The sequence below is a fragment of the Salinispora pacifica DSM 45544 genome (genome assembly GCF_000378845.1).
Lineage (GTDB): Bacteria > Actinomycetota > Actinomycetes > Mycobacteriales > Micromonosporaceae > Micromonospora > Micromonospora pacifica.
The window spans coordinates 2,988,686-3,000,729 of sequence record NZ_KB905359.1 but is presented as its reverse complement, the minus strand read 5'-3'; the positions used below and the strand labels follow the sequence as shown (position 1 = coordinate 3,000,729).

Annotated in this window: 12 protein-coding genes; 7 read left to right on the top strand and 5 right to left on the bottom strand. The window is 69.4% G+C overall.

The genetic code is table 11. The annotated features are described in order from the left end of the window. The first annotated feature begins 18 nt into the window (after positions 1–18). The 4 genes from SALPAC3_RS0113570 to SALPAC3_RS0113555 all read left to right on the top strand — a co-directional run bounded on the left by SALPAC3_RS0113570 (position 19) and on the right by SALPAC3_RS0113555 (position 2,560). Positions 19–624 (top strand): hypothetical protein, encoded by a 606-nt coding sequence (locus tag SALPAC3_RS0113570; RefSeq protein WP_018221771.1) that lies wholly within the window; start codon positions 19–21, stop codon positions 622–624. Between the two features lie 7 nt (positions 625–631). Further along, positions 632–1,441, top strand: coding sequence for an SDR family NAD(P)-dependent oxidoreductase (locus tag SALPAC3_RS0113565; RefSeq protein ID WP_018221770.1), 810 nt, complete (start codon positions 632–634; stop codon positions 1,439–1,441). Between the two features lie 144 nt (positions 1,442–1,585). Beyond that, positions 1,586–2,125: an orotate phosphoribosyltransferase gene (pyrE, locus tag SALPAC3_RS0113560; RefSeq protein WP_018221769.1), complete on the top strand. Its 540-nt coding sequence runs from the start codon at positions 1,586–1,588 to the stop codon at positions 2,123–2,125. Positions 2,126–2,182: 57 nt separating this feature from the next. Beyond that, complete coding sequence (locus SALPAC3_RS0113555; protein WP_018816275.1) at positions 2,183–2,560, top strand: ArsR/SmtB family transcription factor; 378 nt, start codon at positions 2,183–2,185, stop codon at positions 2,558–2,560. A gap of 231 nt (positions 2,561–2,791) precedes the next feature. On the opposite strand, the gene SALPAC3_RS0113550 is transcribed toward SALPAC3_RS0113555, so the two are convergent. The 3 genes from SALPAC3_RS0113550 to SALPAC3_RS0113540 all read right to left on the bottom strand — a co-directional run bounded on the left by SALPAC3_RS0113550 (position 2,792) and on the right by SALPAC3_RS0113540 (position 5,737). Next, a complete protein-coding gene (locus SALPAC3_RS0113550; RefSeq protein WP_018221768.1) occupies positions 2,792–3,505 on the bottom strand; it encodes a DedA family protein in 714 nt (237 codons plus the stop codon). 256 nt (positions 3,506–3,761) lie between these two features. Then, positions 3,762–5,327, bottom strand: a complete 1,566-nt coding sequence (locus SALPAC3_RS0113545) for an LPXTG cell wall anchor domain-containing protein (protein ID WP_018221767.1) — start codon at positions 5,325–5,327, stop codon at positions 3,762–3,764. Positions 5,328–5,524: 197 nt separating this feature from the next. Continuing rightward, the gene (locus tag SALPAC3_RS0113540) at positions 5,525–5,737 is read right to left on the bottom strand and encodes a hypothetical protein (protein ID WP_018221766.1); all 213 of its coding nucleotides are present in this window, start codon (positions 5,735–5,737) and stop codon (positions 5,525–5,527) included. A gap of 360 nt (positions 5,738–6,097) precedes the next feature. On the opposite strand from SALPAC3_RS0113540, the gene fbaA reads away from it, so the two are divergent. Next, positions 6,098–7,120, top strand: a complete 1,023-nt coding sequence (gene fbaA, locus SALPAC3_RS0113535) for a class II fructose-bisphosphate aldolase (protein ID WP_018221765.1) — start codon at positions 6,098–6,100, stop codon at positions 7,118–7,120. A gap of 209 nt (positions 7,121–7,329) precedes the next feature. Beyond that, on the top strand, positions 7,330–7,758 hold the full coding sequence (locus SALPAC3_RS0113530) for a DUF3151 domain-containing protein (RefSeq protein WP_018221764.1): 429 nt from the start codon (positions 7,330–7,332) through the stop codon (positions 7,756–7,758). A gap of 68 nt (positions 7,759–7,826) precedes the next feature. Here SALPAC3_RS0113530 and SALPAC3_RS0113525 read toward each other — a convergent pair whose 3' ends face one another. Further along, entirely contained in the window at positions 7,827–9,473 is a 1,647-nt protein-coding gene (locus SALPAC3_RS0113525) for a MinD/ParA family ATP-binding protein (RefSeq protein ID WP_018221763.1), read from the bottom strand. A 54-nt stretch (positions 9,474–9,527) separates the two neighbouring features. Next, complete coding sequence (locus tag SALPAC3_RS0113520; protein WP_018221762.1) at positions 9,528–10,562, bottom strand: hypothetical protein; 1,035 nt, start codon at positions 10,560–10,562, stop codon at positions 9,528–9,530. A gap of 127 nt (positions 10,563–10,689) precedes the next feature. On the opposite strand from SALPAC3_RS0113520, the gene SALPAC3_RS0113515 reads away from it, so the two are divergent. Continuing rightward, positions 10,690–11,979 carry an adenylosuccinate synthase gene (locus SALPAC3_RS0113515; protein WP_018221761.1) on the top strand — a complete coding sequence of 430 codons (1,290 nt, stop codon included), beginning with the start codon at positions 10,690–10,692 and terminating at the stop codon, positions 11,977–11,979. Positions 11,980–12,044 lie beyond the last annotated feature (65 nt).

Here is a 12,044-nt window from a genome sequence, read left to right as displayed (position 1 = left end):
CTATCGGAGGGACCAGTCGTGTCGTACCCCGAACCGGCCCGCCGCCCGGCTGTGGTGACCGCGGCTGTCCTGCTGCTGGCGCTGATGGCGGTGGTCGCCGTCGCGTACGCCGTTACCGGCCTGTTCGTTCTGGTCAGTACGGTTGCCGCCTTCCGGCTGGCGGCGGCGGGAAGCGCGGCCTCGTCGGACGAGATCGATGGGGTAGTCCTGCTGGTCAGTGCCTGGACAGTGGCGGGTGCGGTGGTCAGCCTGCTCGCCGGGGCGCTCCTGGCCGCACTCGCCGGACTGGTGCGCACCGGCCGTTCCGGTGCGCGGGTGGCGACCTGGGTGGTCGCCGGCCTGGGGGTGGTCGCCGGCTGCTGTGGGTGCGCCGGTCTGGGCGGGATGCGGGCCTTCCCCATGCAGCCGGGGGACGAGGATCGCGCCACCGTTGAGCTGTTTGCCCAGCTGCCCGAGGCGTACCCGGACTGGTGGATTCCGCTCGGCGCAGGTCTTTCGGTTGGGCAGGTGCTCGGTTACCTTGTGGTAGCAATATTGCTGGCCTTGCCGCCGGCAGCTGGCTGGTTCCGTCGGACCATGCCCGGCATACACGTGCCGTATCCGCCCCCACATCCCCCGAGGTGAGACGCTCGTGCCGAGTGACCAGTCGACCACCGAGCGGCGTGCCTTGATCACCGGTGCGACGGCTGGGATCGGCGCGGAGTTCGCGCGCCAACTGGCCGCGGAGGGCTGGCACCTGGTGCTGGTTGCCCGGGACGCGGCCCGGTTGGGGGCGTCCGCAGCCGAGCTGACCTCCCAGCACGGCCGAGAGGTCGAAACGATCTCCGCCGATCTGTCCACCGACGATGGATGCGCGGAGGTGGAGCGCCGGCTCACCACGGGTTCCCCGGTCGAGTTGCTGGTGAATAACGCGGGGATCAGCCTCAATACGCCGTTTCTGCGGTCTTCGCCGGAAGACGAGGCGCGCCTGCTCCGGCTCAACGTGCACGCAGTGATGCGGCTCACCCTCGCCGCCGTCCAGCCGATGACCGAGCGGCGGAGTGGGGCAGTGATAAATGTCTCTTCGGTCTCGGGGTTCGGGCCGGTAATGCCCGGTTCGACGTACCCGGCGAGCAAGGCGTGGGTGACCAGCTTCAGCGAGTCGGTCGGTCTGTCGGTGCGGGCGCTCGGTGTCCAGGTGATGGCTCTTTGCCCGGGCTACACCCGTACCGAGTTTCACGACCGGGCCGGCATCGACCGGTCAAAGACGCCGGCGTGGATGTGGCTGCGGGCAGAAGATGTCGTCGCTGAATCCCTACGTGACCTGCGGAAAGGTAAGTTGATCAGCGTTCCGGTGTGGAAGTACAAGCTGCTCGTGGCGGCGATGCGGCACGCCCCCCGGCGGCTGGTGGAAACCTTCTCGCAGGACACCCGCGGGCAGGTCGGCCGCGCGGAACAGTGATTGCCCGGAAGGGTCGTCGGCGCCGCCGACGACCCTTCCGGTAGCGGAGCGTGTTGGTATATCGCCCGCTGTCGCATCGCCCGCAGGGTTGACCCAGGCCGCCCCGACACATGGCTCACAGCATCGAGCAGTACCCTCTTCGCCATGGGGGACCACGACGACCTGCGTAAATTCATCACCGACCTGGCAGTGGTCCATGGTCGGGTGGTGCTCTCCTCGGGGCGTGCGGCGGACTGGTATGTGGACCTGCGGCGCGTAACGCTGCATCACGAGGCCGCACCGTTGGTGGGCCGGGTGCTGCGGGAGCTGACTGCCGACTGGGCGTACGACGCGGTGGGTGGGCTCACCCTCGGCGCCGACCCGATCGCGCTGTCGATGCTGCACGCCACTGCTGGTACCGACCGCCCGCTGGATGCCTTCGTCGTCCGAAAGACGGGCAAGGCACACGGGTTGCAACGCCGGATCGAGGGGCCCGACGTGGCTGGGCGCCGGGTGCTCGCGGTGGAAGACACTTCCACCACGGGCCAGAGCGTGTTGACTGCTGTGGAGGCTCTACGTGAGGCCGGGGCCGAGGTGGTGGGGGTAGCGGTTATTGTTGATCGAGGTGCCGGCGCCGCGGTGCGAGCCGCCGGACTGCCGTACCGGGCGGCCTATACGTTGGCTGACCTCGGCCTTGTGGCGTAAAAGTCTGCCGATTTGGATTCGCCGATATGCAGGCGAATCAATGCTGCTGGTGGAAGGATGGAATACGTGGGAACTGCGTTGGCGGAAATGACAATGCCTCAGATCTCGCCGCTTGGCGGCGAGCCGATCGAACGAGCAGACGCGGAGCGGCTGGCCGGGGTCCTCAAGGCCCTTGCCGACCCCGCTCGACTGCGGCTGCTGAGCCTGATCCAGTCGGCTCCGGAGGGTGAAGCGTGCGTGTGTGATCTCACCGCGCCCCTTGGCCTCTCCCAGCCGACGGTCAGCCATCACTTGCGCATCCTGACTGAGGCTGGCCTGCTGGAGCGGGAGAAGCGCGGCGTCTGGGCGTACTACCGGCTGGTGCCGACCGCGATCGCGACCATCGCCGACCTCCTGACGCCGCCGCGTAAGCGTGCCGGCAAGAAGGCGCGCTGACCGCACCGTTCGTCCGACGCCCTCCGAGCGGGGTGGCGTCGGACGGTCGGTTTCGTGGATTGCGACCGGCCGGCTGACGGCTCGCCGATCGGAGCGCGACTCGGGGTGCGCCCCGTCGCGCGATGCAGGGCACCCTCTGGCTTGCCGCCCCGAGCGTGGACGCCAGCGGGGTCCCGGGGCGCGGCCACTCGCTGCCGTGCCCCGGCCATGTCGGTGCTCGCTTGCCCCCGGTCAGTGCTTGCCGTAGTGCTCCCGGGTTTCCCGGATCGCCTCCTCGGCCGCGGCCCGCTCCGCCGCGGTGGTGCCGCGCCTCGCCGCCAGACGGGCGCGCAGCAGCTCGACCACGATCGGGACCACCGAGAGCACCACGATCCCGATCAGGATCAGTTCGATGTTCGCCTTCACGAACGGGATCTGGCCGAGGAAGTAGCCGAGCACCGTCACGCCGGTGCCCCAGAGGATCGCGCCGATCACGTTGTAGATGACGAACGTGCGATAGTTCATCCGGCTGACCCCCGCCACGATCGGGGTGAACGTCCGGACGATCGGTACGAAGCGGGCCAGTACCACCGAGCGGGCCCCGTACTTCTCGAAGAACTCGTGCGACTTCAGCAGGTTCTCCTGCTTGAACAGCTTCGAGTTGGGCCGCCGGAACAGCGCCGGCCCGACTTTGCGTCCGAAGGCGTACCCCACCTGGTCACCGGCGATCGCCGACAGCGTGATGAGTAGGCAGACCAGCCAGAGCGGCGAGGTGATCCACTTCCCGTCGGCGGTGAGCAGGCCGGCGGTGAAGAGCAGCGAGTCACCAGGCAGGAAGAAGCCGATCAGTAGCCCCGACTCGGCAAAGACGATCACCAGGATGCCGAGCAGGCCGAAGGCCTCGATCAGCACCTCGGGATCGAGCCAGTCCGGCCCGAGAGCCAGGGTAGTGGTGGGCGTCGGCACGCGGTGACCTCCGTGGGCTGCCGGGCGGTGGACGTCGCCAGCGGCGACGGGAATGTCCGTAGTCTAGGTGGCAGCCCGGTCCGTCCGGTGCCTGACGTCATAGCTGTACCCACACCGCTGGTCGGGGTTCATTGATCGAGGACCAGCCCCCACGCGGGCCACCGACGCGAACCTTGGCCGACCAGAATTGCACTCTTATGCGCGCTGCCCCGCCAACCGGGCAGGTTGACGGGGCAGCGCGGTGCCGCTGGGTAGATCAGGCGACGAAGCTGTTCCGTCGCCGGCGGGCGATCAGGAAGCCGGCCGCGCCGATGGCGAGCAGCAGGCCGCCGAGACCCGCCACCCGCAGGGTGGAGTCACCGGTGATCGGCAGGCTCGGGTCGGCGCCGCCGCCCCCGCCCCCGGTGTCGCCGGTCGCGTTGACCAGGATCGCGGCCTCGTCGTTGGCCGGCTTGATGTCGTCGTAGAAGCCGCCGTCGCACTGGCAGGGCACGTTGACCTGCACCGCGCCGGCAGCGTCCGCGATTACCTCGTCGATCCGGAGCGTGAAGTCGAACGTCTGCTCCTCGCCGACCTTGCTGAAGGGGGAGGGATAGCAGCGGTATTTCGCTGCCCCCGGTTCACCCCGGCCGCCAAAATCGTCACCGAGCAAGGGCGAGCAGAGATCGGGCACCCCGACCGCCGTGGTGCCCTGCGGGACATCGACGTTGAGGTAGGTCACGGACGAGCCGAGCCGACTGTAGTCAAGGGTGGCCGGACCGTTGTTGCGGAAGCCGATGCTTGCCAGGATCTCGGCGTCCTTCTCCCCCGAGAGTTCGGCGCCGATCGCCTCCAGGTCGGTGCTGTTTTCGCCGGTGACCGAGATCGACATATAGGACCAGTTGTTCGACGGATCGGTATCGGTCTGCGGCTCCCGAGCCGACTGCACGCGGCTCTGCTCGGTCAGCGTGAGCTTCCCACCGGTGCCGGGCTCTCCCAAGGTGATGCCCCGGTCGCTCAGGTACGCCTCGTAGTCCTCGAATTCGGCCGTCGTTCTCCAGTGAACGCCGCCCGTTTCCGTGCTGGGCGCGTAGGTGTCCGCCCCGAGCTGGTAGGTGAGGTTACTGCCATAGGTGGCACCGGGTGCCAGCTGCTCATCGAATCGACAGAAGAGCATCTGGTCACCGTCGTAGTTACAGTTGCTGTAGTGCTGGTCGGCCCGGATGGAGTAGTCGTGGTCGAAGACTGTCACCGCGCCGTCGGCGGTGTCCTCGCCCATGTTGGTGACCGTCAGGGGCGCCGTGAAGGTCTCGCCGGGTGCGGCGGAGAACTCGTGCTCTGCCCCGGCGACGAGATCGACTCCGGTGCCGATGCGTACTGTCGCCTCGTGGGTAACAGGTGAGAAGCCCTGGGCGCTGAAGCTCACCTTCAGTACCCCCTCGTCGCCCTTTGTTGCGGCGTCGGTGGGGGCGAGGGTCAGCTTGTACAGCCCAGTCTGCCCATCCGGGTCGGTATCTGTGGGAAGCGGCCGGACACAGTGCACCACGTCTGGCTTCGGCGTGGTGCACTGGTCGGGCCATTGTTCCGAGGAGATTTCGACTTTGCCCGCGAGGTCGCTGATGTCGTATTGAACGGTCAGGTCGTGCAGGGTGACTGGTTCCGAGCTGTATAGGTACGGTAAGTCGGCCTTGCCGGCGGAGCCGGCGGCGAGGGTGATGTTGTCGAAGTAGACGTCGAGCGTGATTTCCGTCTCAGTTGCCGAGGCGGGAGCAGCGGCGGCGGCGACGAGCGCGCCGGCGAGGCCGATCCCGGCGAGCCAGCGCCGGGTGGGGTGTTTGAGCATGGGATTCCTTCGGGTGGGGGTTGCACCAAAGTCGGTTTGTGGATCATAGTCGGCTCCTCGGAGCCTGGCCTTCCCAAGTGGGGGAAGCCAGCCGGTGTCAGCCGAACATCCGAACCAACGTCACCGATTCGGCCAGTCGCGACTGCTGCCCCAGCCGCATCGCCCGTCCGCATCGCCCCGGTCCGTCGGTCGCCCGCTCAGCGATAGTCGTCCTCGTCGCCCCCGACGACCCGGGCCTGCTCCGTCGCGTCCCAACCGTTGACCTCCAGACCGCGGTGCGGCTCGACCTCCACCTCGCTTGGGAGCACCACCGTGGCCTGCTCGACCGCGTCCGCCGGCTCGGCCTCCGGGTCCCGCTCCTCCGGCGTGAGGTGCTCGCTCGGGGCGAAGTCCTCGTCGGGTAGGCCCATGGTCCCTCCCTGGATCTCGTGCGGACAGCTACCCACACCGTACGGGCTGGTCACGCTCCGCGTTGGGGGTGGCGTGGACCGTGCCGATCCGTGCGGAACCGGGAATGCCTCCCCGGCGTGGCGCCCCGGTGCCACGATGGGGGCATGGCCTCCGCCGGATGCGAACGGGCGGTCCGGACCTTCTGATCAGCGTCGCTGGGCTGGGTCGAACCGGGGGTATCGGAACCGGGCGTGCCCGGGCCGGTGGTGCCGACCGTAATCAACTGCGGGATACTGCCGGCGGTGGACAGCGCGGTCCGGCGCACCCATGGACAACAGCGGCCGGCGACGGCCGAGAGCGTTAAGTAAGGAGCGTTCGACATGCCTATCGCTTCCCCCGAGGCCTACGCGGAGATGCTGGACCGTGCCAAGGAAGGCCGGTTCGCCTACCCCGCGATCAACGTGACCTCCTCGCAGACCCTCAACGCGGCGTTGAAGGGCTTCGCCGACGCGGAGAGTGACGGCATCATCCAGGTCTCCACCGGTGGCGCCGAGTACCTCTCCGGCCCCTCGGTGAAGGACATGGTCACCGGCGCGGTGGCCTTCGCCGCGTACGCGCACGAGGTCGCCAAGAAGTACCCGGTCAACATCGCCCTGCACACCGACCACTGCCCGAAGGACAAGCTGGACAAGTTCGTCCGGCCGTTGCTGGGTATCTCGCAGGAGCGGGTGCGGGCCGGCCAGGAGCCGCTGTTCCAGTCACACATGTGGGACGGCTCGGCAGTGCCGGTAGCGGAGAACCTCACGATCGCCGAGCAGCTTCTCGGTGAGGCCGCCAAGGCCAAGATCGTCCTTGAGATCGAGGTCGGCGTGGTCGGCGGCGAGGAGGACGGCGTCGAGAACGCCATCAACGAGAAGCTCTACACCACCGTTGACGACGGCCTGGCCATGGTTGAGGCGCTTGGCCTGGGAGAGAAGGGCCGCTACATGGCGGCGCTGACCTTCGGCAACGTGCACGGCGTCTACAAGCCGGGCAACGTCAAGCTTCGTCCCGAGGTGCTCAACCAGATTCAGGCGGCGGTCGGGGCCAAGTACGGCAAGGACAAGCCGCTGAGCCTGGTCTTCCACGGCGGCTCCGGTTCGCTGCTGTCGGAGATCCGTGAGTCGCTGGACTACGGGGTGGTGAAGATGAACATCGACACCGACACCCAGTACTGCTTCACCCGTCCCGTCGCGGACCACATGTTCAGCAACTACGACGGGGTGCTGAAGGTCGACGGTGAGGTCGGCAACAAGAAGAAGTACGACCCGCGGGTCTGGGGCAAGGCCGCCGAGGCCGGAATGGCCGCTCGCATCGTCGAGGCCTGCGAGGACCTCCGCTCCACCGGCACCCGGATGAAGTGATCTGATCGCCGTGGTTGACGGCCGGCTCCCCGTACCGGGAGCCGGCCGTCGCGCTTGGTGCCCCCGACGGCTGCCCGCGCAGAATCGGACCGGAGTCGGTGACCAGCAGCGCGACCGGCGGACGGCGGTGGGGTCGCTCGTGCGGTGTGCTGCGGTCGAGTCGGTCGACCCGCTCGCGGGCCGTCGAGGGAAGCGGGTTGAATAGGGCGATGCAGAACCTGTTGCCGGAGCCACCGGCCACCCTCCTGCCCGCGCACGATGAGGCCGACAGCGCCATCGCCGCTGCTGCGGAGAGCGGCGCCGACGAGGACTTCGCCGCGGTGGCGGCACGTTTCCCCACGTTCAGCGCGGCCTGGGCCGCGCTCGCGGTCCGCGCGTTCGCGGCGGACCAGGTGATCCAGGCGTACGCGTACGCCCGCACCGGTTACCACCGGGGCCTGGATCAGCTACGCCGAAGCGGTTGGAAGGGGCACGGCCCGGTGCCGTGGTCGCATGAGCCGAACCAGGGCTTCCTGCGGTGCCTCTGGGTGCTGTCCCGGGCGGCCGACGCCATCGGTGAGGCCGACGAGGCGGCCCGCTGTGCCCAGTTCCTCCGCGACTGCGACCCGGCCGCGGCGGACGCGCTGGCGAGCGACTGAGCCGCCCGTGGGCGACCGACGCCGGGCTGGCAGCAGCCAGCCCGGCGTACCCGGCTCGCCTCGGTGGATCAGAGCCCTTCGGCCACCGCAGCTGCGATCTTGAGCCAGGCGTCCCGAGCGGCCGACGAGAGCGCCGCGTACCGGAGCGGCTCGCCGGAGTCGATGAGCCGCTCGTACGGGGCCAGGAGTACTGCCCGGGTCCGCGCTGCGAAGTGCGCCTGGATCGCCGGCAGGTCGATCTCTTTGCGGGACGGCGGCATCGATACGACGGTCACCGCCTGCCGTACCAGTCGTTGTCGGTTGCTCTGCTCCAGGTGGTCGAGCATCCGGGCGGCTGTCTCGGCTGAGTCGTTGCGGGCCGACATGGTCACCACCAGCTGATCGGTGGCGTCGATCGCGGCCTGCCAGTTCTGCGCCCGCACGTTGTTGCCGGTATCCACGAAGATCAGTTTGTAGAAGCGGCTGACCACCTCGCGGATTTCCGCGAATGCCGTGGCGGTGAGCATCCCCCCGCCGGTGGCCGACTCGTCCGACGCGAGGACGTCGAACATCCCCTCGCCCTGAGCCCGGACGTACTGCGAAAGGTCACCGATCCGGCCGTGGGAGCTGTGGAACTGACTCAGATCGTGCAGCAGGTCTCGCACCGTACGGGCGTGGAAGTCCTGCTGGGCGCGCATGCCCAGGGTGCCCTGCGTCTCGTTGTTGTCCCAGGCCAGGACGTAGCCGCCACGTTTCTGACCGAAGGTCATGGCGAGCAACAGGATCGCGACCGTCTTGCCGGCGCCGCCTTTCGGGTTGACCACGGTGACCTGCCGCAGCCCGCCGAAGTTGCGGCGGACCATCTCAATGTCGCGGCGCAACTCCTGCTCCTGGCGGCCAGGCGGGAGGCGGAGCCCCATCCTGTTGGCCATCGCCCGAAGGCCCATGGTGGCCATCGGGTCCGTGGGGCGCAGCTGCCGACGTCGGGCAAAGTCCTCGGCGGTTGGCGGCGCCTGCCCCGGTGACGTCCACCCGGTCCGCGGAGGTAGGGGGTTGCCGGGCACCGGTGCTGGGTAGGGAGCCGGGGCCGGTCCGGCGGTTGGTGGTCCCGAGGCTGGCGGCTCCACGGTTGGCAGTGCACCCGAGGTCGGGTCGTGGCGGTCCCCGCCGCCCGGGTCGTCGATGCCGGGGCGAGGTTCGTTGGCGGCGTGGTGCGGGTCGTTGATGCCGTGGTGGGCATCGGTGGCGGTCTCCTGCGGTGCGGGACGTTGCCGTGGCACCACCCGCGGCCACTCGGTCGAGGTGCCGCGGTCGTCCCAGGCGACCCGGCTGACGGCGGGCTGGCTCTCCGTCGATGCCTCGGCGGTCGGTCTACTGGTTGACGTCCCAGGTGCCGGATCGGTCGGGTCGAGGCTGAACGGTTGGTGGAGATTGACGCCGGGAGCCGGCGCCACGTTGGGGACGTGGGGTGCCGGAGCATCGGCTACCGCGCTGTGCGGACCGCTCTCCGGGCTCGGCGCCCAGGCGCGCGCTGCCTCGGAGGGCGCGCGCCCCCACTCGACGGGGACCTGCGTCGCGTCGGGCTGCGGAGGCGGCTGATTCTGGCCATCCGGTGCCGTCGCCGGCGACCAGGACGCCGGTTCGGCTTCGGCCGCTGGCCACCAGGGTTCGATGTCCCGCTCCGGCGCCGGCTGCTGGCCGGACGGGTACGACCGGTCGACGTTCTCGTTCACCATGGTTCCTCCCCGTGCCTCCTGCTGAGGATAAGCCTCGGAAAGTGATCTGAGTGGCTACCGGTGGGCGGTCGGGGGAGACCAGACCGCCCACGCACCCGGCTCGGTCCACCAGGACCGCTTACGCTTGAGCTCGCCCGTGGCGCCGTCGTCGAGGAACGGGATCGCCCCCTCCCGGGGCACCACGGCCACCGCCCGACCGCGGGCGCGGCGAACCTCCAGGCGGACCCGGCGGCGACCCCACCGGGACGAGGTGAGGACCGGGACCGCCACCGCGACCTCGACCAGACCGTCGCCCGGGTCGGGGGCGGCGAGCAGGGTCACGTCGGCGAGCCGGGCGTACCCACCGGCGTTGCCGATGGCACAGGCCAGTAGCGGGTCGTCGCCAGCGGAGAGGAGCGTGTCGTCGACCTCGACCCGGCCTCGCCAGTGCAGCGGCTGGCCCCCCTCGTCGGCCGCGCCGAGCAGTGCGCCGTCCAGCGTGACCGATCCGGCGTCATTGCGTAGCAGGTCGAGCCGGCGGGGCGCGCCCTCCAACACCGCCGCCGCCACCGCCACCGGGTCGCGGGGCAGCCCGAGCTGCGCCGCCAGATCTCGTGGTTGGCTTCTGCCGCGGGCCGGGTCGAGCGGCAGCACGCCGACCGGTGGCAGGTCCGGCACCGTCCGGTTGACCGGCAGATCCGTCGGACGGCGGCTCGGCGGCGGGGCGTACCGCCGGACGAGGCGACGTAGGACGGTGCGCAACTGTGCATCACTGGCGGTGCCGACAATCAGTCGGGTGCGGGAATCCGGGTCGGGCCAGCCGAGGCCGTCGGGTCGGGGCGGGCCATCGAGGCGGCACAGCACCTCGTCGATTTCCCGCTCGGACCTGGCGGTCACCAGGTCGACCCGAGCACCCCGGGCGGTGAGCGCGTCCGCGCAGGCCAGCACCGGTACGCGAGGGGTCTCGCAGCGGTCGGTCGAGGGCCCGTCGTTGGACTTGTCGGTGTCACCGTTGGCCATGTTGGTGTCGCCGCAGCAGGCACCGTCGCTGCCGCAGGTGCCCGGTGCGTCCCGTTCCGAGCCGAGCGTGAGCAGCACCACGTCGTACACGGGTCGCAGCCTCCTGCCTCTACGCGCGAACCCCTGCCGGCCGCGCTGTCACTTCTTGTTAGCCTGACACCCCGGGCTCGCCGACCGGTCGCCGCCTGGCACCCGAGCCTTCTGGAGGCTGAAGAAGATGCCAGCGATCGTGCTTCTCGGGGCCCAGTGGGGCGACGAGGGCAAGGGCAAGGTTACCGACCTGCTGGGGGAGCGGGTTGACCACGTGGTGCGCTACTCCGGCGGCAACAACGCCGGCCACACGGTCATCACTCCGGACGGGCAGAAGTATGCGCTGCACCTGATGCCCTCGGGTGCGCTCTCGCCGAACGCGAAGATTGTCATCGGGAACGGCGTGGTGGTCGACCCGAAGGTGCTGCTGGACGAGATCGACGGGCTCGCCGAGCGCGGTGTGGACGTCTCCCGGCTGCGGATCTCCGGCGACGCCCACCTGATCATGCCGCACCATCGGGCGTTGGACCGGGTGGTCGAGCGGTACCTGGGGTCGTCCCGGATCGGCACCACCGGCCGGGGCATCGGCCCGGCGTACGGGGACAAGGTCGCCCGGATGGGGATCCGGGTGCAGGACCTACTCGACCCGGGAATTCTCCGCAAGAAGCTGGAACTCGCGCTACGCGAGAAGAACCAGATGCTGTTCAAGGTGTACAACCGTAAGGCGATCGACGTCGAGGCGATCGTCGAGGAGTACCTGGGCTACGCCGAGCGGCTCCGCCCGTACATCGCCGAGACCCGGGCGATGCTCTGGGAGGCGCTGGACCGCGGCGAGACCGTGCTGCTGGAAGGCGCCCAGGCGACCATGCTCGACATGGACCACGGCACCTACCCCTTCGTGACCTCCTCGAACCCGACTGCCGGTGGGGCCTGTGTCGGAGCGGGAGTTCCGCCGACCGCCATCACGAAGGTGATCGCGGTCAGCAAGGCGTACGCCACCCGGGTCGGCGCCGGACCGTTCCCGACGGAGCTGCACGACGACAACGGCCAGCACCTGCGCAAGATCGGCCACGAGTACGGCACCACGACCGGTCGGGAACGCCGGTGCGGCTGGTTCGACGCGGTCGTCGCCCGGTACGCGTGCCGACTCAACGGGGTCACCGACCTGGTCGTCACGAAGCTCGACGTGCTGACCGGCCTGCCGAAGGTGCCGATCTGCGTCGGGTACGAGATCAATGGCAAGCGCTTCGACGAGATGCCGATGACGCAGACGGACTTCCACCACGCGACTCCGATCTATGAGGAGCTCGACGGCTGGTGGGAGGAGATCACCACGGCGCGGACCGAGGCGGAGCTGCCCGCCGCCGCCCGCCGTTACATCGCCCGGATCGAGGAGCTCTGCCGCACTCGGGTCAGCGTGGTCGGCGTCGGCCCCGGCCGGGAGGAGAACGTCGTCTACCACCCGCTGCTGCCCTGAGTTCCCCGCCGCCCGTCCCCACCCCAGGACCGAGCGGGCTGCGAGTGGGGGCCGTAGGATCATCC

Bases quoted from the DNA above. Each gene is read 5' to 3' on its own strand.
- pyrE (WP_018221769.1), top strand. From the start codon at position 1,586: ATGGGGGACCACGACGACCTGCGTAAATTCATCACCGACCTGGCAGTG.
- SALPAC3_RS0113555 (WP_018816275.1), top strand. From the start codon at position 2,183: ATGGAATACGTGGGAACTGCGTTGGCGGAAATGACAATGCCTCAGATC.
- SALPAC3_RS0113545 (WP_018221767.1), bottom strand. From the start codon at position 5,327: ATGCTCAAACACCCCACCCGGCGCTGGCTCGCCGGGATCGGCCTCGCC.
- SALPAC3_RS0113540 (WP_018221766.1), bottom strand. From the start codon at position 5,737: ATGGGCCTACCCGACGAGGACTTCGCCCCGAGCGAGCACCTCACGCCG.
- fbaA (WP_018221765.1), top strand. From the start codon at position 6,098: ATGCCTATCGCTTCCCCCGAGGCCTACGCGGAGATGCTGGACCGTGCC.
- SALPAC3_RS0113530 (WP_018221764.1), top strand. From the start codon at position 7,330: ATGCAGAACCTGTTGCCGGAGCCACCGGCCACCCTCCTGCCCGCGCAC.
- SALPAC3_RS0113525 (WP_018221763.1), bottom strand. From the start codon at position 9,473: ATGGTGAACGAGAACGTCGACCGGTCGTACCCGTCCGGCCAGCAGCCG.
- SALPAC3_RS0113515 (WP_018221761.1), top strand. From the start codon at position 10,690: ATGCCAGCGATCGTGCTTCTCGGGGCCCAGTGGGGCGACGAGGGCAAG.